Annotated in this window: 24 protein-coding genes; 18 read left to right on the top strand and 6 right to left on the bottom strand. The window is 69.6% G+C overall.

Annotated features, from left to right (window positions below):
• Positions 1–6 precede the first annotated feature (6 nt).
• From AAHM41_RS10620 to AAHM41_RS10610, 3 genes are all read right to left on the bottom strand, one after another.
• Positions 7–1509 carry a hypothetical protein gene (locus AAHM41_RS10620; protein ID WP_342236505.1) on the bottom strand — a complete coding sequence of 501 codons (1503 nt, stop codon included), beginning with the start codon at positions 1507–1509 and terminating at the stop codon, positions 7–9.
• 13 nt (positions 1510–1522) lie between these two features.
• Positions 1523–2032, bottom strand: coding sequence for a toll/interleukin-1 receptor domain-containing protein (locus AAHM41_RS10615; protein WP_342236504.1), 510 nt, complete (start codon positions 2030–2032; stop codon positions 1523–1525).
• A 154-nt stretch (positions 2033–2186) separates the two neighbouring features.
• The gene (locus AAHM41_RS10610) at positions 2187–3206 is read right to left on the bottom strand and encodes a DUF4231 domain-containing protein (protein WP_342236503.1); all 1020 of its coding nucleotides are present in this window, start codon (positions 3204–3206) and stop codon (positions 2187–2189) included.
• 464 nt (positions 3207–3670) lie between these two features.
• On the opposite strand from AAHM41_RS10610, the gene AAHM41_RS10605 reads away from it, so the two are divergent.
• The 14 genes from AAHM41_RS10605 to AAHM41_RS10540 are packed head-to-tail and all read left to right on the top strand — an operon-like array spanning position 3671 to position 17355.
• Positions 3671–4345 carry a carboxypeptidase-like regulatory domain-containing protein gene (locus AAHM41_RS10605; RefSeq protein WP_342236502.1) on the top strand — a complete coding sequence of 225 codons (675 nt, stop codon included), beginning with the start codon at positions 3671–3673 and terminating at the stop codon, positions 4343–4345.
• 1 nt (position 4346) lies between these two features.
• Positions 4347–5579, top strand: a complete 1233-nt coding sequence (locus tag AAHM41_RS10600) for a phage tail sheath family protein (RefSeq protein WP_342236501.1) — start codon at positions 4347–4349, stop codon at positions 5577–5579.
• 25 nt (positions 5580–5604) lie between these two features.
• Positions 5605–6069, top strand: coding sequence for a phage tail protein (locus AAHM41_RS10595; RefSeq protein WP_342236500.1), 465 nt, complete (start codon positions 5605–5607; stop codon positions 6067–6069).
• A 4-nt stretch (positions 6070–6073) separates the two neighbouring features.
• Positions 6074–7270, top strand: coding sequence for a hypothetical protein (locus AAHM41_RS10590; protein ID WP_342236499.1), 1197 nt, complete (start codon positions 6074–6076; stop codon positions 7268–7270).
• Positions 7258–8034, top strand: coding sequence for a hypothetical protein (locus AAHM41_RS10585; protein ID WP_342236498.1), 777 nt, complete (start codon positions 7258–7260; stop codon positions 8032–8034). Before AAHM41_RS10590 ends, AAHM41_RS10585 begins: the two co-directional genes overlap by 13 nt.
• Complete coding sequence (locus AAHM41_RS10580) at positions 8031–9533, top strand: phage baseplate assembly protein V (RefSeq protein ID WP_342236497.1); 1503 nt, start codon at positions 8031–8033, stop codon at positions 9531–9533. Before AAHM41_RS10585 ends, AAHM41_RS10580 begins: the two co-directional genes overlap by 4 nt.
• A gap of 3 nt (positions 9534–9536) precedes the next feature.
• Positions 9537–9881 carry a hypothetical protein gene (locus tag AAHM41_RS10575; protein ID WP_342236496.1) on the top strand — a complete coding sequence of 115 codons (345 nt, stop codon included), beginning with the start codon at positions 9537–9539 and terminating at the stop codon, positions 9879–9881.
• Positions 9882–9889: 8 nt separating this feature from the next.
• Positions 9890–10336, top strand: coding sequence for a GPW/gp25 family protein (locus tag AAHM41_RS10570; protein ID WP_342236495.1), 447 nt, complete (start codon positions 9890–9892; stop codon positions 10334–10336).
• Complete coding sequence (locus AAHM41_RS10565; protein ID WP_342236494.1) at positions 10336–12888, top strand: baseplate J/gp47 family protein; 2553 nt, start codon at positions 10336–10338, stop codon at positions 12886–12888. The genes AAHM41_RS10570 and AAHM41_RS10565 overlap by 1 nt, the downstream gene beginning before the upstream one ends.
• The gene (locus AAHM41_RS10560) at positions 12885–13445 is read left to right on the top strand and encodes a phage tail protein (RefSeq protein ID WP_342236493.1); all 561 of its coding nucleotides are present in this window, start codon (positions 12885–12887) and stop codon (positions 13443–13445) included. The genes AAHM41_RS10565 and AAHM41_RS10560 overlap by 4 nt, the downstream gene beginning before the upstream one ends.
• A 14-nt stretch (positions 13446–13459) precedes the next feature.
• Positions 13460–14611 carry a PASTA domain-containing protein gene (locus tag AAHM41_RS10555; protein ID WP_342236492.1) on the top strand — a complete coding sequence of 384 codons (1152 nt, stop codon included), beginning with the start codon at positions 13460–13462 and terminating at the stop codon, positions 14609–14611.
• Positions 14612–14662: 51 nt separating this feature from the next.
• Positions 14663–15799, top strand: a complete 1137-nt coding sequence (locus AAHM41_RS10550) for a PASTA domain-containing protein (RefSeq protein WP_342236491.1) — start codon at positions 14663–14665, stop codon at positions 15797–15799.
• Positions 15800–15824: 25 nt separating this feature from the next.
• On the top strand, positions 15825–16784 hold the full coding sequence (locus AAHM41_RS10545) for a hypothetical protein (RefSeq protein WP_342236490.1): 960 nt from the start codon (positions 15825–15827) through the stop codon (positions 16782–16784).
• 1 nt (position 16785) lies between these two features.
• Positions 16786–17355 carry a hypothetical protein gene (locus AAHM41_RS10540; RefSeq protein WP_342236489.1) on the top strand — a complete coding sequence of 190 codons (570 nt, stop codon included), beginning with the start codon at positions 16786–16788 and terminating at the stop codon, positions 17353–17355.
• Positions 17356–17357: 2 nt separating this feature from the next.
• On the opposite strand, the gene AAHM41_RS10535 is transcribed toward AAHM41_RS10540, so the two are convergent.
• On the bottom strand, positions 17358–18068 hold the full coding sequence (locus AAHM41_RS10535) for a hypothetical protein (RefSeq protein ID WP_342236488.1): 711 nt from the start codon (positions 18066–18068) through the stop codon (positions 17358–17360).
• A 141-nt stretch (positions 18069–18209) separates the two neighbouring features.
• Here AAHM41_RS10535 and AAHM41_RS10530 point away from each other — a divergent pair, with 141 nt between their 5' ends.
• The 4 genes from AAHM41_RS10530 to AAHM41_RS10515 all read left to right on the top strand — a co-directional run bounded on the left by AAHM41_RS10530 (position 18210) and on the right by AAHM41_RS10515 (position 22150).
• On the top strand, positions 18210–18521 hold the full coding sequence (locus AAHM41_RS10530; protein WP_342236487.1) for a hypothetical protein: 312 nt from the start codon (positions 18210–18212) through the stop codon (positions 18519–18521).
• A gap of 70 nt (positions 18522–18591) precedes the next feature.
• The gene (locus tag AAHM41_RS10525; RefSeq protein WP_342236486.1) at positions 18592–19080 is read left to right on the top strand and encodes a hypothetical protein; all 489 of its coding nucleotides are present in this window, start codon (positions 18592–18594) and stop codon (positions 19078–19080) included.
• Positions 19081–19109: 29 nt separating this feature from the next.
• On the top strand, positions 19110–21011 hold the full coding sequence (locus AAHM41_RS10520; RefSeq protein WP_342236485.1) for a S8 family serine peptidase: 1902 nt from the start codon (positions 19110–19112) through the stop codon (positions 21009–21011).
• A gap of 11 nt (positions 21012–21022) precedes the next feature.
• On the top strand, positions 21023–22150 hold the full coding sequence (locus AAHM41_RS10515; protein WP_342236484.1) for a hypothetical protein: 1128 nt from the start codon (positions 21023–21025) through the stop codon (positions 22148–22150).
• A gap of 181 nt (positions 22151–22331) precedes the next feature.
• On the opposite strand, the gene AAHM41_RS10510 is transcribed toward AAHM41_RS10515, so the two are convergent.
• Entirely contained in the window at positions 22332–23171 is an 840-nt protein-coding gene (locus tag AAHM41_RS10510; protein ID WP_342236483.1) for an inositol monophosphatase family protein, read from the bottom strand.
• Entirely contained in the window at positions 23168–24040 is an 873-nt protein-coding gene (locus AAHM41_RS10505) for a diacylglycerol/lipid kinase family protein (protein ID WP_342236482.1), read from the bottom strand. The genes AAHM41_RS10510 and AAHM41_RS10505 overlap by 4 nt, the downstream gene beginning before the upstream one ends.
• Between the last annotated feature and the right edge of the window lie 112 nt (positions 24041–24152).

Below are 24152 nucleotides of genomic sequence, written 5' to 3'. Positions count from 1 at the left end.
TCGGCCTCAATGGCTCATCCAGGATTGCAGCCCCTCGCTGACCGATTTCCGGCTGTTCTGCTCGACGGCGAAATCGGCGTCGCGCCGCTCGACCCGCAGCATGTGCCAGCGGTCGACCGACGGGTTGGGCAGCCGGACCGAAGGCGGAATCACAGTCTGTTCCGCCGTGATGCAGGCGATCCAGAACACGTCGTCGGGGGTCAGCTTCATCTCCTGCAGGATCTGGTCGGCCTTGGCCTGCAAGGTGCGGAACTTGCCGATCAGCTGATGCACCGGATTGGCGTTTCCCTGCATCGCCGGGATCGGCATCTTCAGGTCGTGGGCCATCAGGATCGGCCGCTTGTCGGCGACGCTGCGGAAGTAGTGCTCGAACTGGCTCGCGGTGAACCACACCGACAGCCGGTCCTCCGGCGGCGGCACCCCATAGATCATCTCGTCGAGCTCCTCGACGATCTGGCGGCGCGCATCGACCGGCCGGATCTCGATCTCCTCGCAGGCCATGATCGGGCCGCGCCGTCCGAAGCCGAAGCGATGGCACAGCCATTCCGTCAGGGCCGGCGCGGTGTCGATGCGGAAGATCGGATTGGCCTCACCCTGCTGCCCGGCGCTGCGCGCGAACTCCTCCTGCGGCTCGCCATCGGGCAGCCAGAGGACGACGGGCGAGGCCTCGATGCGCGGCCGGGCGGCTTCGCCAAGGGCATTGACCAGATAGTTCTCGGTGCGCGACGGGGTCCTGGCGCTGGCCGCGGCGTCGGCGGCCGCCAACGGCTGCAGGAACACCGTCCGCTTCTCCTCCGCCGCCGCGTCCCCGGCCGGGGCGCCCGTGCTCTCCCAGCCATCCGGCCAGGGCTGCACCGGCACCCCCGCTGCGGCCAGCGCCTCGGCGACCTGTGCCGCGGCCTTGCCGACGCCCTCCGGCAGGCTGCGCATCGGATGACCGAGGAGGACGATCCGCGCCACCGCATCCGGCGGCGGGACGGCCGGAGACGGCGGCGACAGGGATGGTGACGACGGCGGTGGCGGCGCAAGCAGGTCGCAGAGCCAGTCCCGCAGGTCATGGATCACATGGATGTCGTCGGGATCGGGCAGGACCCAGCTGTTGGTGCCGGGCTTGAAGAATTGCTTGTCGGCGATGTTGCGCAGCGCCGCTGCTTCCGGCACCTCCTGCTGGAACTTCTCCCACCAGTTGCGGCCGTCGAGGCCGAGGATGATCGGCACCACGATCGGCCAGCCGCCGCAATTGCGGCTGCGCCGCTGGGCCGCGATCCGCAGATCATGCGCCGCCGGGTGGCGGCCATAGTTCTCGCAGATGAACGAGACGATCACATCGGCGGACGCAACCCGTTCCGAAACCTCGGCGATGATGTCCATGCCCGGCGGGATGTCGTCGATCCGGGCTTCGATGCGGCGCAGGCGCCCGCCATCGTCGAACAACGGCGCACAGAACGCGTCGACGAACGTCTCCGTGTCCGCGACGTAGCTCAGCAAGACTTTCTTCGGCTCGCTCATCGGCGCGCCCCTCTCACCTGGCCGTGTTCTGTGCCGCCGGTGACTCTGCCTGGCTCAGCCAGTCCCGCAGATCGTGGATCGCATGGATGCCGTCGACATCCGGCAGGACCCAGCTGTTGGTGCCGGGCCTGAAGAACGGCTTGTCGGCGATATTGCGCAGCGCGGTTTCTTCCGGAGCATCGTTCTTGAACGCCCGCCACCAGTCGCGGCCGTCGATGCCGAGGGTGATCGGCACGATGATCGGCCGGCCGGTGCTTTGGCTTCGCTGCCGGACCGCCATCCGCAACTCGTCCGCCCCCATGCGGCGGCAATACTTCTCGCAGATGAACGAGATGACCACATCGGCGGCGGCGATCCGCTCCGCGATGTCGGCGTTGATGTCCTTGCCCGGCGTGACGTTGTCGATCAGCCAGTCGACGCGGCGCAGGCGGCCGCTGACATCGAAAAGCTGCTCGCAGAAGGCATCGACAAAAGCCCTGGTGTCGGCGACATAGCTCAAAAATACGGTCTTCGGGCCACTCATCAGCGTCCCCTCAATGAACCTGCCTTAAAATTGCCAATAAGATACGAATCATTAAATCTTATGTATAGAAAACAGGGTATTAGACTACACATCCGGCCCTGTTGTCAAGAGATCGACTTCTGCCACGATGCGGAAACGTCTGATTACAGGGCGTCTATTCGAGCTTTCTGGCGGCGATCGCGTCCGAATCCGCGGCGGCCGGGATCGCCGACGAAGGGGAGGGCGAGGGCTGCCAGCTCGGGTTGTACGAGGGCTGGCTATACGAGGGCTGCTGCCAGTCCCAGGTGTCGGTCCATTTCGCCGTCCAGGACATGTTCTCGCAGGCGATGATGTCCTCGCAGCGGGTGACGAAGGCGGACCACTCGGCGGGCGAGGCCACGCGCTGCGGCGGCGTCAGCGCGTCCTCGCTCTCCAGCCGCCGCGCCGCCGCCCGGTAGGTGACGGTCAGGAACTGGTAACGGGACGCCTCGATATGGGCCAGGATGGCCGAGGTGACCGTGGTCAGGAGCGGCGTCAGCATGATCGGCTCATAGCGGAAGCTGCCGATCTCGATGCCGACCTGCATCGCGCCGCACACCGCGGCGACCAGCGCCGCGGCGAGGGCGAGCACGAATTCGACCAGGCGCAGCCGATCGGCGGTCCTGCCGTAGCGCTCCGCCCTCGGCCGATAGAACCCCTTGGCCTGGCCGTGGATCCGCTGCTGCCGGTATTCGGCCTGCGAAAGCCTGGTCCGCGGGGCCGAGCCCGGACGCCGGGTGGGCTTGAGATACATCAGGAGATCGTCGGCATCCCGTTCGATCCGGTCCCGCTCCTGGTTCAGCAACGCCTCGGCGGTGGCGGGGTCGTCATAGGGGGCGGCTCCGGCCGCAAAGACGAAAGCCTGGCGCTTCAGCGCCTCGGACGCGGCGCGGGCGCGGGTCCAGGCGGTCATCCGCTGGGTGGACTGCAGACGGGCGGCCAGGAATGCCGAGAGCGCCAGCGCCACGGCGCCGATCACCGCGGCCGAGCGCTCGGTGTCGACATCGGCCAGCTGGCCGGCGGTCGAGGTGGTCACGACCCCGATGACGAGCAGAGCGAACACGCTCCACCGCGCCGTCACCAGAGCCGATTTCAGCCGGTCCGCGCTGGCCGACCATTCCGCCGCCCGACTGGCGACATTTGCCAATGCATCCATTGTTTTATATCCAAAGACAAATTATGCAAAATTGCCCGAAATTATTTCGACTGCCAAACCCGCACGCCATGATTTCAATGATCAAAAAGAGGGCGTTCGGCTTGGGCCTTGATGCTGCATGTCGTCTATGGTAATTTCTAAGAAGACTGGTGATTTTGATATTGAGTTTTTCGCCGCAATTTTGCCACATAGATCGCATTTAATGCAACCATTGGAGTGTATATTTAAAGGAAGCGAATTGCAACGGGTGTGTATCGCGAGATTGTTGACACATCCCAAAGCGGTTTCGACCTCGAAAAGATCGCGACAGATTTCGTGAATTGCGGATGATCTTCCCGACACTATACGGTGAGGGCGGTTGTCTATTCCAACCGATAGCACCATTATACATCCATTGAATTTGAGTCTTTGAAGATCCTGTTTTTAAAAACCGTTGCCCACATCTGATTTTATTCGAGATTTGAATGCCGGATTCTGCCGATGATGTGACCCGCGGATTTGTCGCGTGGATCGGGTCGGTTCTCCCCGACACGGCGATCGCCTCCCGCACCCTGTCCGACACGACGGTCGGCGAGGGCATCGATGTGCGGTTGCTCGGCCTCGAGCCGCGCCCGTCGCAGCGCGTCGCCAATCCCCCTGCGGTCGTGGCGCTGGACTATCTCGTCTCGGTCCGCGCCGCCGACGCCTTCGCCGAGCAGCGCGCCGCCGCCGAGTTGCTGTTCGCCGCGCTCGACCTGCCGGACTGCACGGTCCGGACGGACCTGTCCGCCTTCGGCCTGCTGCGGACGCTCGGCCTTCCCGCCGCCCCCGGCTTCATCCTGCAACTGCCCCTGTCGCGGCAGCGCACCGTCGAGCGCGCCCCGCCGGTGCGTTTTCCCGTCGTCGTCCGGGCGACCGGCATCGATGCCGTCGAGGGCGAGGTCCGGGGGCCGGAGGACGTGCCGCTCGCCGCGGCCAAGGTCTCGGCCCCGGGTTTCCGCCGGACCACGCGCACCGACTCCCGGGGCCGGTTCCGCCTGCCCGGGATGCCTGCGGGCGACGATGCGATCGAGCTTGAAATCGAGGCCCGGGGCGTGACGGCGCGAGCCGAGGCGCGGCCGGGCCGTCCCGTCATCATCCGACTGCCTTTGGAGGTCTGACATGCCGTATCTCAGTCCCGGTGTCTATGTCGAGGAGATCGACTCCGGCGCACGCCCGATCCTGGCGGTCGGCACCTCGACCGCCGGCTTCGTGGGCACCGCGCCCAATCCGGGAGCCCGCCTGAACGAGGCGGTCGCGATCAACAACTGGTCCCAGTTCCAGCGCGAATTCTGCCGCGACGGCGACGCCAGCACCGATCTCGCCAACGCCGTGTTCGGCTTCTTCCTCAACGGCGGCTCGCGCTGCTACGTCGTGAACGTCAAGAAAGACGACCCCATCGCCGGAAAAGGGCAGGGGCTGGACCTGCTGGCGCCGATCGACGAGATCGCGATCATCGCCGCCCCCGGCCGCACCGACCCGGTGTCGCAGGGGGCGCTGCTCGACGCCGCCGAGCTGGCCAAGGACCGGGTGGCGATCCTCGACGGCCCGGCCGAGGTGGATGATGTCGAGGTCCTGACCCGCGTCGCCGAGGTCGGGGCGCCGCCGCCTCCCGCCGCCGCCTCGGACACGGGTGAGGGTGGCGGTGGCGGCAAGAAGCCGGCGGCCCCGCGCGACAAGCGGGCCGGCCAGCGGCCGCGCCTGTCGGATGGCGGCTACGGCGCCTTCTATTTCCCCTGGCTGCGCGTCCGCGACGCCCTCGACCCGGCGAAGATCGTGCCGGCGGCCCCGTCCGGCTACATGGCCGGCCTGTGGGCCCGCACCGATGCCGAACGCGGCGTGCACAAGGCTCCGGCCAACCTCGCCGTTCGCGGCGCCGTCGGGGTCACCCAGACCCTGTCGCGGGCCGAGCAGGACGTGCTCAACCCCGCCGGCGTCAACTGCATCCGCTTCTTCACCCGCGAAGGGGTGCGGGTCTGGGGCGCCCGGACGGTGGCCGAGAGTTCCAGCAACTGGTGCTACGTCAATGTCCGGCGGCTGTTCTGCATGATCGAGGAGTCGATCGCCGAAGCCACCCGCTGGGTGGTGTTCGAGCCGAACGACCGCCCGCTGTGGAAGGACATCGAGCGCGATGTCAGCCGCTTCCTGATGCTGCTGTACCGCCAGGGCGCGCTGACCGGTGCGTCGCCCGAGGAGGCGTTCTTCGTCAAATGCGACGAAGAGACCAACCCGCCCGAGGTCGTCGACGCCGGGCAGGTGGTGACGCTGATCGGCGTGGCGCCCTCGAAGCCGGCCGAGTTCGTCGTCTTCCGCATCGGCCAGAGCCAGGCCGGGACCACGGTGGAAGCGGCCTGACCGCAACTCTTTTCGGAGCTGACGCATGCCTGACGACCAGACCAAGGGGCAGCCCCGCATCGGGGCGCTGACCGACCCCTACCGCAACTACAACTTCCTGCTCCGGATCCAGGGGATCGCGGAGGCCCGCTTCACCGAATGCCGTGGGTTGGCGATCCATGTCGAGCCGATCCGCTATCGCGAATCCGGCGCCGGCCAGGTGGTGCGCGCCATGACCGGGCAGCTCACCTACGCCAACCTGACCCTGTGCTACGGGCTGACATCCTCGCTCGACCTGTGGAACTGGATGATGGCCTCGGCACGCGGAACCGTCTCGCGGCTGCAGGCCTCGGTGGTCATGCTCGACAGCAGCGGCACCGCCGAGGGCATGCGCTGGGACCTGACCAATGCCTGGCCCTGCGCCTGGCGCGGCGCGCCGCTCGACGCGATGGGCCGCACCGTGGCGATCGAGGAGATGGAGCTCGCCTACGACACGCTGGAGCGGCGGTGAGGTGATGCCGGTCCTGCGCCCCTTCACGGTCCTGGCCGACGCCGCCCGACGGGCGCTGCGGATCGCCGCGCTGATCCTGGGCCGGATCGGCGCGGCCCGGCGGCGCCGTGCCGCCGAGGATCGGGTGCTGGCGGCCTTGGCCGAGAGGTTCCCGGACGCGCCGGAGCATTGGCTCCGCTTCATCGCCGAGCGCGCGCCGGCCCTGGCCAGTGCGGATGAGACCGGGGCGCCGCGGATGCGCGACATCGCCGCGGCGCCGGAGCCGCGCCGGCTGCCGTCCCCGGTTGGGCCGCGCGCGGTTCCGGATCGGGCTCCCGTCGACCCGACGGCGCCGGCCCCGAGGCAGCGGCAACGAGCTCCACTTCTGCGGCTGGAGCCGACGACACGGCAGGACCGGACCGAGGCGCTGCCGATCCGCCCCAAGGCGCAGGGGCTGATCCGCGTCCTGGATCCGGCCGGCCGCCGGCCTCGTCCCGTGATCGGGACCAATCGTCCCGAGCCGGTGCCGTCGCCATCGACTGGCACCGCCGAACCATCGTTGCCCCCGCCGACCGCGCACGCCATCGAGGCAAGCGGCGCGCAGGAACGGGCGGCATTGCCGCGGCCGGAACGGGGCCGCCCTTTCAGCGGCTTCCGACGACTGGCGCGGCGGATCGCCGGCAGCGTTCGCGCCATGACGACTATCCTGCAGCGCTCGCGGCCCGGTCAGTCCGGACCGAATGCCGACCCGCAGGGCGAGCGGTGCGGCCCGACACATCTCTTCGTGATCGCCGATGAGCGGTCCGGGCGCGATCCCGACATCGCATCGGCCACCGACCGCCCCGTCCGGAAGCGGGCGGGGCCGGCGCGGCAGGTCTCCGATCGATCCGGCGACCGGGATCTCTCCCTCGTCTCCGCAGCCCCGTCGGGGAAACGGACGACCGATGGCGTCATCGCCCGGCCGCCCTTCGATCACCGGGCCGAGGAACCGGAAGGCTGGGCGGCGCTGACGCCGGCCGGTCGGCGGCCCGAGCATCCGGTCGAGCCGACCCGGCTTCGCCGCGTCGAGGCGGCCGATCCGGCGCGGCCCGACCGGCCGGCGCGGTCCGGCTGGCCGGCACTGCCCTGGACTGAGCCGGCGCGGATCGGCGACGCCCCGGTCGACCCGCCGCGCCTCGACCGGCTGCGGCAGGAACAGGAGGTTGGGCTGTGGAGCGTGTAGCCTTCCTGATCGAGCCGTCCGGCGACCGCATCTCGTGCCTCCTGAACCCGGAGGATCTCGAGCTGCGCCGGGTCGCCGGGCTGCGCGCGCGGCGGGGCGCCGGCGGCATCGTCACCGGCCATGCCCGGTCGGACGATCCGCTGATCGCCACCGGCGGCGGCGCCACCGAGATCGACCTGCGGCTGCTGTTCGACATCGAGATCGCCCAGGAGGGCCGGCAGGGCATGGGTCCTGCGCAGACAGCGCCGCTGCCGATGGGCCCGACGGACGTTCGCGAGCTGACCCGGCCGCTGTGGGACCTGGCCGAGAACGGGGAGGGGGCGGACGGCTACGGCGCGCCCCCGGTCGTCCGGTTCATCTGGGGCAAGTCCTGGAACATCCTGGGCGTGGTGCTGGCGGTGGCCGAACGGCTGGAACGCTTCGACACGGCCGGCGCCCCCGGGCGGTCCTGGCTGAGCCTGCGGCTGCGGCGGGTGGCGGAGAGCGAGTCCCGCCCGGTGCCGCGGCAGCCGGTTACGCCGCAATTCGAGACCCAGGGGCCCGAGGACCAGCACGAGCGGGAGCATGACGCCGTGCTTGAGATCCCGGCCGACCAGGACGGCCTGCTGATGCTGCGGCTCGACCAGATCGCCGCCGACCGCTACGGCAGCCCGGACCTGGCCCGTCCGCTGGCCGAATATAACGGCCTCGACGACCTGCTCCGCTCCTACGACATGCTGCGGCTGTCGCTGCCGCCGATCAGCAGCCTGACGGGGCGGCCATGACCATCTCGCTCGCCCCGCCCGCGCTGCGCGTCACCCTGGACGGCACCACGCTGCCGGAGGAGTCGGCGCGCTGCGTCGTCACCGTTCTCGTCCGGCAGGTGCTGAGCGCGCCGAGCCTGGCGGACCTCGCCTTCGCCGACCCGCCGGGCGAGCTGATCGACGGCTGCGCCATCGGCATGACGCTGGCGTTGTCGGCGGGCACGCGGCCGCTGTTCGACGGCGAGATCACCGTCATCGAGCTGCAGCGCGACGCCGGCCATGGCCGCGTGCTGCGCCTCCGCGCCTATGACCGGCTGCACCGGCTGCGCAAGCGCCAGCGGGTGCGCGGCTGGGCCGACGCCTCGGTGGCCGATCTGCTGCGCGAGGCGGCAAGCGATCTCGGCCTGTCCTCGGGCGAAGCCGCCGACGGGCCCCGCCGCAGCCGGCTGATCCAGCACGACCAGAGCGATTTCGACTTTCTCGCCGACCTGGCGCTGGACGCCGGGCTGTACCTCACCCTCGACGACGGCACGCTGCGGCTGATCACCCTGGCCGGGGAGGGCGAGGAGATCGACCTCCGGCTCGGGCGCGACCTGCTGTCGGTGCGCGCCACGACCAGCGCCGAAGCGCTGCGCCGCAGTGCCCGGACGGAAGGCTGGGACCTGTCGCGGATGGCCGGTGTGGCGGCGGCGGCGACGCTGGCTCGCCAGGACGAGATGGAGCTGCGCGGCGTCGGCCTCACCGCCTTCGAGGGCTTTGGCGAACGCATCCTGGTCAACCGCCTGACGGGCGATGCGGACGAGGCGCGGGCGCTGGCCCAGGCCGACATCGACCGGGCGGTCGCGCGCGAGGTCGTGGTCGAGGGCGAGGCCGAGGGCGACCCCCGCATCCGGCCCGGCCGGCCGCTGCGGCTCGACGGGGTCGGCGGCAGCGTCGACGGGCGCTGCATCGTGACCTGCGCGACGCACCGCTTCGATGACGCCGGCGGCTACGTCACCGAGTTCTCGACCGAGCCGCCGGCCCGGTCCCGGCCGGCCCGCGCACCGGCCATCACCCTGGGCCGGATCTGCGCCGTCGACGACCCGCAGCGGCTGTCGCGGGTGCGCGCGGCGCTGCCGGCCTATGCCGGCATCGAGACCGACTGGCTGCCGGTACTGGCCGCGGGCGCGGGGACCGGCAAGGGCCTGTCCGTCCTGCCCGAGCTCGACGACAGCGTGCTGATCCTGTTCCCCGACGGGGATCCTGCCCGCGGCATCGTGATGGGCGGCCTGTTCGGCGAGCGCGAATGGCCCGGCACCGCCGGCGAGGGCCGGCGGTCCTTCACCTTCCGCTCGCCGAGCGGCCAGGTCTTCACGCTCGACGGCGAGCGCGCGCTGGCGCGGATCGAGACCTCCGCCGGCGACATGCTCGAGCTCGGCCCGGACGGCACCGTCCTGCGGTCGACCACCGACCTCACCATCGAGGCGCCCGGCCGCAGGATCACCATCCGCGCCGACGCCATCGACTTCAGGAAAGGCTGAAACATGCTGTGGCTGACCGAGGACGCCGTTCTGATCTGCGACCATGGCGGGCAGGTGGGTATCAAGCCGACCCAGACCCTGGTCCGCATCGAGGATCGCCAGGTGCTGGTGGACGACGACCCGGAGCACCGCAACATCCGGCATTGCCCGAACACCAACCCGGTCGTCGGCCTGCGCCCGTGCCTGAACACGCTCGGCGTCCGCGAGGGCTATTCCACGCTGCTGACGGTCGAAGGCGACCCGGTCTGCCTCGACTCCGTCCGCGGGCTCACCGACGGCTCTCCCCCCGGGATCGTCAACTACAAGGTCGTCGAGCCCGGCCAGCCTTTCGTGACGGCGGATTCATGAGCCCGGCGATGCGCGGATGGCGGTTCGACGGCGTGGCCCTCGGCGGCGGCCTCGGCGACGGGCCTGCGCCCGGCGGGCCGTTGCTGACCCCGGCCGGGGGCGTGGCCATGATCGCGGACGACGCGATGGTGCGGCAGTCGATCATCCTGCTGCTGACGACGATCCCCGGCGAGCGGGTGATGCGGCCCGATTACGGCTGCCCGCTGCACCGCCTGATGTTCGCGCCCAACGATGCCACCACCGCCGGCCTGGCGATCCACTACATCCGCCAGGCGCTGGAGCGCTGGGAGCCCCGCATCGACATCCTGCGCCTCGACGCCGGCGCTTCGATCGCCGGCGAGCCGGGCGAGGACAGCGGGTCCCGGCTGACCGTCGAGCTCGACTACCGGGTCCGCTCCACCAACGGTCTCGGCCGGGTGGCCTTCTCGGTCGATCTCAACGGAGGCGTCGTCTGATGCCTTTGCCCAGCCCGAAGCTCGACGATCGCACCTTCCGCCAGCTGGTGGCCGAAGCCCTCACGGTGGTCGACCGCACCTGTCCGGCCTGGACCGACAGGTCGCCGAGCGATCCCGGCGTGACCCTGATCGAGGCCTTCGCCTTCCTCACCGACAACCTGCTCTACCGCCTCAACCGGGTGCCCGAGAAGGTCTATGTCAGCCTGCTCAACCTGATGGGCATCAAGCTGCGGGCCCCGGCCGCCGCCTCGGTCACCCTGACCTTCGCGCGCGGCGGCAAGGCGACGGGGGCGATCGCCATCCCGCAGGGCACCCGGGTCGCCACCACCGACGGTTCGGTCGAATTCGTGGTGACGCGCGGCGGCACCCTGGCGGAAGGCCAGGCCAGCCTGGATCTGCCCGCTTTGCATTGCGAGCCGGTGGCGGGAGAGCTGGCCGGCCTCGGGTCTGGCGCGCCGGGCCAGAGCGTCCGGCTGAAGCGGCCGCCGGTGATCGCGCCGTCGGGGGACGATCTCGACCTCGTCGTCGGCATCGAGACGCCCCCGCAGGAGCTGGCCGAAGGCATTCCGTCGCGGGCCTTCGACGGCAAGGCCTATCGCATCTGGACCGAGGTCGACAGCTTCGCCGATTGCGCCCCCGGGGACTGCGCCTATGTCGTCGACCGGGCCGAGGGCCGGATCGTCTTCGCCCCGGCCCGCGCCGGCGGCACGGACGGCGCCGCGACGCTGGCCGCGACGCCGCCGGCCAACCGCGAGATCCGGGTCTGGTACCGCCGTGGGGGAGGGCGCTCGGGCAATGTCGCCGCCGGCACCCTGACGGTGCTCAAGGACGTGCCCGACGGCGTGACGGCCAGCAACGCCGAGCGCGCCGTCGGCGGCGCCGATGGGGAGGCGGTGCAGGACGCCATGCGGCGCGGCCCGGAGATCCTCGGCTACAGCCGCTGCGCGGTCACTGCACGGGACTTCGAGCGCCTGGCCGCCAGCGTCGGCGGCGTCGCACAAGCCAGGGCCTATGCCCAGGCCCAAGCGTGGCGGCATGCCGATCCGGGCGTGGTCGAGATCCTGCTGGTGCCGTCGATCGAGGCCGATGCGGCGCCCCAGGACGCGGTGACGCCGGAGGTGCTGACCCAGCATCAGGTCGAGGCGCTGCGGACACGGGTCGAGAAGATCGTCGATTCACGGCGGCCGCTGGGGGTGCGGACGGTCGTCGGCTGGGCCCGCGGCCGTGCCGTGTCGGTCACCGCCCGGGTCGTGGTCGGGCGGCAGGAGGATGCCGCCTCGGTCGAGACCCGGCTGCACCGCCGCCTGAACCTGCTGTTCTCGCCGCTGCGCGACCGGCCCTTCGGCCGGGTGATCCGGGTGTCGGACGTCTACGAGGCGCTGCTGTCGGAGCCGGGCGTGCAATATGCCGACCAGATCTCCCTCGCCGTCGACGACGCCCCGAACCGCGACGTGATCGACGTGGTGCGGGACCCGCATCAGCCGCGGACCTGGTTCGCCGCCGCGGCGGACGGGCTGCACCGGACCCTGGATGACGGCGACAGCTGGGCCCGCATCTTTGCCGATCCGGGCGAGACCGTGCGCTTCGTCCGCCGCGACCCCGACCATCCGGGGCTGCTGGCGGTCGGCGTCCAGCGCGGGGACCAGGGCGCCATCCACATCTCCCGGGACTGCGGCGAGACCTGGACCCGCAACGCGGCCGCCTTCGAGTTCCCCGTGACCGACGCCGTCTGGCTCACCCGGGCCGGCCTGTCCGAGCTGCTGATCGCGGCGGAGCGCGGCCTGTTCCGGATCCAGCCCGGCCGCGACAGCGGGCCCGTGGCGATCAAGGTCGGCGATGCCGCCGTCGACGACCGCGGCTTCTATGCCGTGACCACCGTGACCTCGCCCTCGGGCGTGATCATGGTGGCGGCCGCGGCGCGGATGAAGGGGGGCGTCTTCCTGTCCGCTGCCGCCGGGCTGTCGGAGACCTTTCACTCCATCGGCCTGAAGGACAAGGACGTCCGGGTCCTGGTGGTCCAGCGCTACAACGCGCGCGACTATCTCTGGGCCGGGCTCTCGGCCGAGGCCGGGCAGCAGGGCGAAGGCGCCGCGCGCATCGAGCTGCGGGTCACCGGCGAGGACGACGCGGAAGGCTGGAAGCGGGTCAATCTCGGCTGGCAGGGCGGTTCCTGCGAAGGCTTGGCCTTCGCCGGCAACATGGTCCTGGCGGGGTCGAACCGGGCAGGGGTGCTGATCCTCGACAACAGCGCGGCCGCGCCGACCTGGGAAGCCAGCAAGCTCGGCTCCGGCCTGCCGATCCGGGACAAGGACCGGCTGTGGCATCCGGTGCTGGCGGTCGCCGCGACGCCGCCCGCCGCGGATGGCGGCGTGATCGTGCTGGCGGGCGGGCCGGTGGGGCTGTGCCGCAGCGCCGATGGCGGCCGGACCTTCGTGTCGGTGTCGGCCACCCTGTTCAACGACCGCGCGCCGCTGCCGCGCAACTGGCTGTACTGCGCCGGGCGCCACGCCATCACCGTCGTCTCGGGCGATCCGGGGGGAGGTGGGTCGTGAATGCCGACCAGATCGCCCGCTTCCTGCCGGAGACCTACCGGGCAGCGCTCGGTTCCGGCCGCCTGCTGGAAACCCTGCTCGTGGTCATGGAGACGATGCACGCCCCGGCCGATGCCGTGCTCGACGGTCTCGACAGCCATTTCGATGCGCGGCGGACCCCGGACCGGTTCGTGCCCTATCTCGCGAGCTGGCTCGACCTCGACCGCTATCTGGACTGGCCGGGAGGGCCTCAGGCGCCGCCGCGCTACGCCGCCGGCCTGGGGCGGCTGCGCGAGCTGACCGCCCAGGCGGCCGAGCTCGGCCGCTGGCGCGGCACCTCCGACGGGCTGCTGCGCTTCCTCGAGGTGGCGACCGGCATCCCCGGCTTCGCCATCGAGGAGAACCCGCCGGATGAGCAGGGCGCACCGCGTCCGTTCCATCTCCGGGTCCGCGCCCCGCCGGCGGCGCTGGAGGTGAGGGATCTCGTGTACCGCGTGGTCGAGGCGGAGAAGCCGGCCCACGTCACCAGCGAGGTCGAATTCGAGGGGGGCCGCCCGGCGGCTGGAGATATTGAGTAGAAAGGGATAGTCAAATGCCGAGTTTCGAGATTCCGGATATTCCGCCCAAGGCCCAGCTGAAGCAGGAAACAGAGAACAACCAGACCGTCAGCACCGGCGCGGTCACCTTCACAGTCACCAACAAGACCGGTCAGGGCCTGTCCGGCCGGGTCACGGTCGAGCCGCAGGGCGAAGCCAAGGCGGAGTGGTTCAGCGTCGACGGCGAGAGCGAACGCCAGTTCGCCGCAGGCGGCACCCACACCTTCACCGTCCGGATCAAGACCCCGCCGGCGGCGACGGCGGGAACCTATTCGCTCAAGGTCCGGGCGGTGGCGGTCAACGATCCGGACAACGACTTCGCGGAGAGCCCGGTCGTCGTCTTCGACATCGCCGCCCCGCCGGTCGCCGCCCCGAAGAAGAAGCTGCCCTGGTGGATCTTCGCCGCGATCGGCGGCGGCGTCGCCGTGGTCGCCGGCGTGGTGGTGGCGGTCATCCTGTTCACGGGCGGCGGCGGGACCAAGGTCCCGAACGTCGTCGACCTTCCGTTCACCGAGGCCGAGCAGCAGCTCACCGCGGCCAAATTTACTGTCGTCCAGGAGAATGACCCCGACAGCGACAAGGCGCCGGGCACCGTCACTGCCCAGGACCCGGTGGCCGACACCGAGGTGAACGAGGGGGACAAGGTCACCCTGCGCGTGGCGCAGGGCGTGGAGGTGAAGGATGTGCGCGGCGAGACCTTGACGGTGGCGGAGGGCGTGCTTCGCGTGAACGGAGGCCTCAAGGCCGAGCGGATCGCCGGCCCGGCCGGCGGCAAGGCGCCCGAGACCGTGATCGGCCAGGACCCGCTGCCGCCCGCGCGTGCCGCGCTGGGAGGTACGGTGAAGCTCACCGTCGACCCCGGCGTCGCCGTCCCCACCAGCATCGCCATCCCGACGACGCAGCAGAATGCGGTCAACGCCCTGCAAGCCGCCGGGCTCAACGTCAACATCGTCGGCCGTTGCGAGCAGACGGGAGTGCGCGATCAGGTCATCGACCTCAGCCCGAAACAGGGAATCTTCGTCGCCAAGGGTTCGACGGTCACCGTGACGATCCGGGCTCTGCCTCGCAGCCCACTCCTGCCGTGCAGAAGATTTGACGTCCTCATCGCGCCCACCGATCGCTTCATTTTCCAACCATCCGACCAGTAGCCGCGACGGCACCAGGGCCGGCGACCGCAGAACTGGCAAAGAGGGATAGTCATGCCGAGTTTCGAGATCCCGGATATTCCGGCCAAGGCCCAGCTGAAGCACGAGACCGAGAGCAACCAGACCGTCAGCACCGGCGCGGTCACCTTCACCGTCACCAACAAGACCGGCCAGGGTCTCTCCGGCCGGGTCACGGTCGAGCCGCAGGGCGAGGCCAAGGCGGAATGGTTCAGCGTCGACGGCGAGAGTGAGCGCCAGTTCGCCGCCGGCGGCACGCACACCTTCACCGTCCGGATCAAGGCGCCGCCGACGGCCAAGGCGGGAACCTACTCCCTCAAGGTCCGGGCGGTGGCGATCAACGACCCGGACAACGACTTCGCGGAGAGCCCGGTCGTCGTCTTCGACATCGCCGCCCCGCCGGTCGCCGCCCCGAAGAAGGGGCTGCCCTGGTGGATCTTCGCCGCCATCGGCGGCGGCGTCGCCGTGGTCGCTGGCGTGGTGGTGGCGATCATCCTGTTCACAGGCGGCGGAACGAAGGTCCCGAACGTGGTCGATCTGCCGCTCGCCGAAGCCCAGCAGCGGCTCACCGAAGCCAAGCTCACCGTCGGCACGACGACGGACGACCCCGACAGCGACAAGGCGCCGGGCATCGTCACCGGCCAGGACCCGGCCGCCGACACCAAGCTGGAGGAGGGCGGCCAGGTCACGCTGCGCGTGGCCGCGGGCGCCGAGCTGCCAAACGTCGTCGGCCAGCTCTTCCCGGCGGCGGAGAGCACGCTTCGGGTGAGCCACGGCTTCAGGGTCGAGCGGATCGCGGGTCCGGCCGGCGGCAAGGCCCCCGAGACCGTGGTCGGCCAGGATCCAATGCCGCCCGCGCAGGTGGCGCGCGGCGGGACGGTGAAGCTGACGATCGATCCCGGAATCGGCGTTCCCGCCATCGCGGTGCCGACGACGCAGCAGACCGCCACGAGCAGCCTGCAATCCGCCGGCCTCGCCCCCCGGATCAGCGGCCGGTGCGAGGCGGGAACGGCCGATCAGGTCGTCGCCGTCGTCCCGGCATCGGGAACCCTGGTCGCCAAGGGATCGGCGGTCGACCTGACGATCCGCGTCTCGCCCAGCGCCATCGGCTGCCGGCTGCGCGGCCCGATCCGGCCGGATGAGCGCGTCGTGCTCAAGCCGTTCACCCCATAGTCGCTGCGATACGGAGGCCTATTCCATGGTGGCACGGATCTTCGCCCTCGAGCCCCTTCTGGTGGCTCTGGGCATCGGGCTGGTCGGGGCGATCCTCGCCGCGATCATTCGGGCGGTCAAAGGCGACGGCGCCGGGTCGGTGGCACTGCGCGCCCTCGAGACCTTCCTGACCGCGGCGCTGGGCGCGTTCCTGGCCCGTACCTTCATCAGCCTGGTGCTCGATCTCGGCGGCAACACCGACGGCACAGTCGTGGTCACCAGCCTGCTGTTCACCATCTGGCCCGGCGTCATCAACCTGGTGAGCTGGGCCTTCGGCGACCCGATCATCGGCGTCGACGGGCTGCTCTGGATCGCGCTCGTGATCGGCGGCCTGGTCGGGTTGAACGACGGGCTGTGGGCGATCCAGCGCTGGCTCGGATTCGGCGTCCTGACCTTCCTGCTCGACGTCACCTGGGGGCTCGCCGGATCGACCAACGGTGTGCTCCTGCACCTGATCAACATCGTCTGGGGCGACCATGCCGATGGAGAACCGGAAAGCCGCCAATCGGCGCATCGCTACAAGAGCGGCTTCTGCCTGAAGAAGGACTTCGCCTTCACCCAAGGGGCGGTGATGAGCCGGATGCTGCACACAAGCTCCGGCGACCACCGGCCCGGCTCGGACCTGCACAACCACGAATTCATCCATGTCTGGCAGAACCGGATCCTCGGGCCGTTCTTCTGGTTCTCCTACATGGGCTGGATGGCGGTGCTGTTCCTGCCGGCCCTGATCGTCGGAGCGATCGCCAAGTCGGTTGGCAATACGATCCTCTACTGGTGCTACTACGACGACCCCTGGGAGGTGATGGCCTACACCATCGCCAACAAGAGCTCCCGGACCGGCCCGGACTGGCAGTGCTGGCCGCTGCCTGTGGCCATTCCCCTGAACGTGCTGGTGACCGCCGGCCTGGCCGCCTTCTTCGCCTGGATCGTCAGCGTGGGCTTCTAGGATGCGCCTCCTGATCGTCATCCTCGTCCTGGTCGGCATCGCTTTCGCCGCGGTGGTCGCCTTCGGCAGCCTGCGCTCGCCGGAGGGCGGAAACCCTCCGCCCTCCGATCAGGAGACGCTGGAGGAGAAGGGCTGGGACCCGCCGGACTGGGCGGCGGCGATGAACGCGGTCATGTCGCCCTTCGCGCCCGGGCTGGAAATGAATCCGCCGCGGGTCTCGGTCAATGCCGGAGCGGAGGTCGAGCGCCGTGCCCCCGCCGCCGACGAGGACCTGCGCGTCGCCCGCCTGGCGCTGACGTCCGGGCGCGGCATCGCCGTGGAGTATGACTGCAGGGAGGAGGAGGGGAGGAGCTGTCCGCAGAAGGCCTGTCTCTGCGCGTCCGGCGCGACCTTCACCGATGCCGAGATCGGCGACCTCTGCACCGGCGGCTGGAAGAAGGGCCGGCGGTCCGGCGGCGGAGTCCGATGCGGCGCCGACGACGCCGAGGCGTCGATCGTCATCTATCCCGAAGGCGGAGAGCTGAGCTTCCGGCCGCTGGGGGCGGGCGCCGCGACGGCGGAGTTCCGCTGATGTCAGCCCACCCGCACGCTGCGCAGGCTGGCGACCACCGCCACGATCGAGCCGATCAGCAGCAGGATCAGCCAGATCGCGCCGACGATGGCGATCACCAGCGCGCCGATGACGTCGGCGATGCTGACCAGGAAGCCCGGCGGGAAGCTGTGCAGGAACGCTACCACCCAGGTGGCGCCCAGCGAGACGGCGGTGAGGATGACGAGGCCCTTGTTCTGCAGGAAGCGCTGATGCGCCAGCACCAGGCAGACGCAGAAGGCGAGCTTGAACAGCATGACCAGCGACAGGGTGATCCGCGCCGCGGTCTCCGGAAAATCCCCCCAGACGACGAGATAGGCGATGGTGCCGAAGGGGACCGCGAGCAGCAGGGTGACCATCAGGATCAGCGCGGCCAACGCCAGGAAGATCAGCACGATCGCCGCCAGCAGCCCCAGCAGCGACAGGATCAGGCCGACGATGCCCTGGACGCGGCCCTGGATTCCGCGCGGCAGGATCAGGCCGAGCGCCATGGTCGCGACGGTATAGGCCAGCAGCAGGTCGAGGATGGCGAGATAGCGGATCCCGAACCCCGGCGTCGGCGGATCGAAGCCGGCCGGAGCCGCCGTCCCCAGGACGGCGATCGAGGCCAGTTCCACCAGGATCACCAGAAACAGCAGGACGGCGGCGGCGACGAAGAATGGTATGCGCAGCCGGTCCAGCCCAATGGCCTGCATCGACATCTCTTCAAATCCCTGAAATCGAAATGGGTTGACGCCATAATTTGACCAAGATCAACAGATATCATATAATAAATATAAATTCAAGAATTCAATATAGCACTATATAGCGATTTCTATATTTTAAAGGAGATAATCATGAGATGGATTCTCATCGCGATCGTGGCCGTGATCGGCGTGCTCGCAATCGTTCTGCCGCTGCCGCAAGTCCTCGATTGGGCGCCTAAGATGGCGAACACTGCCATGGGCATGGGCATCGGCTGCCTGGTGTCCGCCGCCGGCCTGATCTTCGTGCCGGTGGTGGGAAAGCCCTTTGTCCAGGCCAGCGGCTCCAGCAGCGGCGGGGTCACCGTCATCGGCGGCGCGCAGTTCAGCCCGTCGTCGTGGCTCGAATGGGTGGTGCTGATCGTCCCGATCGTCGGCGGCATCATCATCGGCGCGGTGGTCTGATCGTTCCGCCCGATGCGCCGGGGCACGGCTCCGGCGCATCGGCGGACGGCCAATTCCAAGGAGCTTTGTCATGGCTGACGCTGCTGCCGCCGGCACCCGGCCCACCCTGTGGTCGTTGGTGGCCGCGGCCCTCTTCGTCCTGGTCGGCGCTCTGCTGATCTCCTCGACCTACGGGACCGCGCTACCACCCTGGCTGCGCTGGGCGGCCGTGCTGGTCTGGGCCGTGCTGACCGGCGTGGTGGTCCTGGTCGACGCCAAGCTCGATCCGACCACGGATTCCCGGCCCGTCGACATCTGGACCATCGCCCACGGCTTCGCCGGAATCGTCTTCGGCATCTGGTTCGTGCCGATCTGGCTGATCGTGGCGCTCACCGTGCTCTGGGAGGTCTTCGAGGCCGTGACCACCGGTATCGGCGACGAGGAGGTCATCATCAACCGCGTCGTCGATGTCGGCATCGCGCTCACCCTGTGGGCGGCGGTGATCCTGGTCGTGATGCTGGTGCAGCAGGGGACGTCCTTCCCGCTGTTCCCGCCCTTCCACGCCCCCTTCGCGGCGTGACACCGGGCCCGCAGGCGGAGGTGTGACCGATGGCGCGACCGTCCAGACCCGTCCCACCGGCGCCGGCCATCAGCGAGGACACGCTGCGCCGGCTGATCTTCCGGACCTTCGGCCACCAGCGCTTCACCCAGGACAGCCCGATCCTGCCGGATGTCTGGCTGGCCTATGCCCGGTCCGATGCGTCGGACCGGCATGACCTGATCCTCACGCCCCGCGCTGGCCACACCGCCGGCAACGTGGCCGTGATGCTGGAGCAGGGGCTCGACAGCTACCACGTCGACGAGCCGGCAGCGGACCGCCGTCGCCGCCGCGACGAGACGCGGCTGGCCTACAGCCGCTCCTCGGTGGTGGTGCGGCTCACCTTCGCCGAGCTGATCTGCGTGGTGGTGCCGATGACCAGCTGGTGGCTCGGGCTGCCGACCGAGCTGGCCAGCTTCGCGCCGATCCGCCAATGGCTCGACCGCCCCGACGGGATCAGTCTGAAGCGGCTGCTGAGCACCACCAAGAGCTGGGAGTATCTGCGCTTCGTGGTCCTGGCCGGTTTCATCGCGATCCCGCGGACCGACCCGAACCGCGCGGCACTGGCGGACGCGCTGCAGGCCGATGCGAACGGCATCGACCGCATCCGCCCGATCCTGGAGGGTTTCCTCGATCTGGTCGATCGCATCGTCCGGGCGCCCGGGAGCGGTGAGCCCGGCGAGATCTGGAACATCAGCCTGAACCGGACCACCGCCACCGCCCTGTTCGAATCCCGCGCCGCGGTCAAGGGCGACGCGGCCCAGAACGTGTTCCAGATCCGCAGCCAGGGCCTGGCCTGGGCCGTCATCGACTGCGGCATCGACGCCAAGCACCCCGCATTCCTGGACCGCGGGCGGTACCCGCCTCCGGCCGGGCCGCAGGACATCCCGATCGAGCAGTCGCGCATCGTCGCCACCTACGACTTCACCTTCCTGCGCGACCTGCTGTCGTCCCGCCAGTCGGCCAAGGTGACCACGGCCGTCGGCCGCAGCAAAAAGCTCAGCAAGGCGCAACAGGAGGAGCTGCTCGACCTCAATCGCCGCGTCTGCCGCGGCCGCGAGATCGACTGGGACCTGCTCCTGCCGATCATCACCGTGCCGCATCAGGCCAGGAAGTACGAGAAGCCGGCGCATGAGCACGGCACGCATGTCGCCGGGATCCTGGCCGGGCACTGGCCGGGGGCCGAGAACAACGAGGGGCTCGATCTCGTCGGGCTGTGCCCCGACCTGCGCCTCTACGACTTCCGGGTGTTCGACAAGGACGGGAACGGCGACGAATTCACCATCATGTCGGCCCTGCAGGTGGTCGCCTATCTCAATCGGAACCGGGACAATCCGGTGATCCACGGCGTCAATCTCAGCCTGTCGCTGAAGCACGAGGTGATCAGCTACGCCTGCGGCCGCACCCCGATCTGCGAGGAGTGCAGCCGCCTGGTCGGCGACGGGGTGGTCGTGGTCGCCGCCGCCGGCAACCAGGGCTTCGACGATCCGCTTTCCGGCGGCGGGCCCTTCGGCATCTATCGCGGCATCAGCATCACCGATCCCGGCAATGCCGACGCCGTCATCACCGTCGGTTCGACCCACCGCAGCCATCCGCATTCCTACGGCGTCAGCTACTTCTCGAGCCGGGGGCCGACCGGGGACGGCCGGCGCAAGCCGGACCTGGTCGCGCCGGGGGAGAAGGTGACGGCGCCGATCCCCAATTGCGGCACGAAGCGCATGGACGGCACCAGCATGGCCGCCCCCCATGTCAGCGGCGCGGCGGCGCTCTTGATGGCGCGGCACCGCGAGCTGGTCGGGCATCCAGAACGGATCAAGGAAGTGCTGTGCCGGTCGGCCACCGATCTCGGCCGCGAGGCCAATTTCCAGGGCGCGGGCATGCTCGACATCCTGCGCGCGCTGCAATCGGTATAGGGGAGGGGGCGATGATCGTCTTTGAGGCCGTGCATGCGAAGTTCGGGGACGCCCTGCTGCTGCGCTACGAGCAGGGCAGGCAGCAGCGGCTGTGGATCATCGACGGCGGCCCGGCCGGCATCTGGAAGAATTTCCTGAAGCCACGGCTCGGACAACTCCGCGGCGGCGCCGAGACGCTCACCGTCGACCTGGCCATGCTCAGCCATGTCGATGACGACCACGTCAACGGCGTGCTGCAGATGATCGGCGGCATCGCGGAGAACAGGCCCGGCGCCGCGACCTGGCTCGACATCCGCCGCTTCTGGCACAACAGCTTCGCCGATCTGGTCGGCTCGGAGGACGCGGTCAAAGCGGGGCAGGCGAGCCTCGCCGGGCTGGAACAGGGCGCCCGGGCGGCGATGGCGGGGGCAGGGACCCTCGCCGTCGCCGGGGGCAAGCTGCGGTCGCATCGGGAGCTGGCCGTCCTCGCCAGCATCGGCCAGGGCCGCGAGCTGCGGGACTATCTGGTGCAGCTCAAGCTCGAGGGCAACTCGCCCTTTGACGATGTGTTGTCCTCGACCAGCGGGCACCGGGACATCGACGGCGCCAAGGTCACGGTCCTCGGCCCGCGCGCGCCGCGCCTGGCCGCCTTGCGCAAGGCGTGGCGGAACGCGGCCGGCAGCCCGGCGGCCGTGGCCGGCCTGTTCCGCGACGACCTCGACGATTCCGTTCCGAACCTGTCGAGCCTCGTGCTTCTGGTCGAGATCGGCAAACGGAAGATCCTGCTGACGGGCGACGCCCGCGGCGACGACATCGTGGCGGGCCTCAAGGACGCCATGCCCGACGTCGAGCTGCCGATGAAGGTCGACATCTTGAAGATGCCGCATCACGGCAGCGACCGGAACATGACCGAGACGTTCCTGCAGAGCTTCCCGGCGGATCACTACGTGATCTCGGCCGACGGCACCTTCGGCAACCCGGAGGACAACACGCTGCGCGCCATCGTCGCGTCGCGCGGACCCGGCGAGGACTACACGATCCACCTGACCAATGCGATCGGCCGGCTGCAGCAGCTGCTGCCGGAGATCTCGGAGGGCCATGCGTTCAAATTCGCGGTCCGAGGGGCGCAGGACCTGTCGGTGGCCATCACACTGCCGTAGGGGACAGTGACGCGGCTTGTGGGCATGGATCCGAGGTCATATGTAAGTCGGATAATATATATTATGGAAAATATGATATGACCTCAGACCTTGCCTCAGCTCACCTCGCACGAGATTTCATTGTATCTACGCTGTATCAACGCGTTAGAGCGCAAACTTCAACAAAGAGATCCAGGCCGGATCATGCGGCGGCGTCCTTGCGGCGGATGGCGGCGGACTCGGGTCCGATCACGAGCTGGCCGTGCCAGCTGCGGGGATCGTCGCCGAAGCCGGTGAAGCGCTCCCAGCCCCGCTCCTGGTCCGATAGCGTGAAGGCGGTGCCACCGGCGGCCGTGACCAGGCACAGCCCGCCGGCGACGTCCCAGACATTCGGCCGCTCGAACCGCGCCACCTCCAGCAGGCCCGCGGCGACAAAGGCACATTCGATCGCGGCCGATCCGGTCTTGCGGGTTTCCCAGGGCAGCACCGTGCCAGGGTCGAGACGCGGCTCTCCCGCCAGGCGTCGGCGTACCGCCGGGTTCGGGCCGACCTCCAGCTTCGCCCCGTCGAAGCTCAGCGGGCCGCGGCCGCAGGCGTGGTAGACGCCGGAGCGCAGGGCGTGGCTGGTCGAGCACCACACGGCGCCGATCACCGGCCGGCCACGATACAGCAGGCCGATCGACGCAGCAAACAGCGGCAAGCCATTGACAAAATTGGTAGTTCCGTCGACCGGATCGATCGCCCAGACTGGGCTGTCGGGCCTTGCCGGATGGTCCTCCATCTCCTCGCCGATGATGCCGTGGTCGGGATAGAGCTCCGCCAGCCGCAGCCGGATCAGGGATTCCACTCGCTGATCGACCTCCGAGACCGGATCGCGGAACAAGAGATCGTCCCCCTGCCCGGCCCCGGTCTTGTACCGGACGCTGAAGGTCCGGCCGAGCGAGGCGACGATCTCAGCCCCGGCGAGCCTGGCGAACTCGATCGCCGTCTCCTCCCATTGCTGCAACTGGGCCGCGGGCAGGTCGTCGGTCGCGCTGCTCATTCGTCGTCTCCCGAGGTGAGGACGATCACCGGCTTGGGCTCGATCCGGACGGTCAGCGTGGCCTCGCCGCCTTCGACCATCTCGTCGTCGACATGGAGGCTGCCGCCCTGCGGGTGGAGCTCGACCCGCTCGGCCTTCCTCCGCAACAGCGGCGACCCTCTGGCCTCCGGGTCCCTCAGCCAAGCGAGCATCGAGCGGCGCTTCGCCGCCGGCAGCCAGGCCACGTCGAGATGCGCGTCCCCGGGGTCGGCTTCCGGCGCCAGCAGCAGGTTCGGCCCGATCATCGGCAGGTTCATGACCTCGAGCATCAGCATCTTCTCGTCCAGCTGCTTGCCGTCGACGGTCAGGCTGACCTCGAGCGGCTCGCAGTCGGCGACGATGCGGCGCAGCTCCTCCCGCCGTTCTCCGACCAGGTCGGAGCCGTGCTCCTTGCCGCCGGCTGCGCCTTGCTCGATCGCGGCGACCAGAGGACCCATGCCGACCGCCTCGACGAAGTTGCGGGACCATTCCGGCCCATCGACCACGCCGATCCGGAGCGGCGTGCGCTTCGCCTTGGCCAGGCCGGCGACGACGTGGCGCGGCTCCTCGACGATGCCAAGCGCCCGCGCGATGTTGTTGGAGCTGCCGGTCGGCAGGATCACCACGGTGTGGCCGCGGCCGTGCAGCGCGCGCACGATCTCGGCCACGGCGCCGTCGCCGCCGGCGATCACCACCAGGTCGTGCGGATTCTCCAGCGCCTGCTCCAGCTCCTTGCTGCGGGTCGAGACATGCGTCGGGGCGAAGCCGGACATCTCCAGCAGACGGACCAGCTTGTCCGCCGGCCAGTCGCCGTCGCCGGCTTTGGGGTTATGAAACAGCGAGACTTCCATGGTCGAACAATCCGGCCGCGGCCGTTTCGGTTCCGTCCGCTTCGGCCCGGCGTGCGGCCGCGCTGACGTGGACCGGGGGGGGGGGGCGGAGAGGGCGCCGCGGGGGGGGGGG

The sequence above is a fragment of the Inquilinus sp. OTU3971 genome (genome assembly GCF_038440215.1).
Note: the sequence above shows the minus strand (reverse complement) of the source record. Positions and strands in the feature narration are given on the sequence as shown.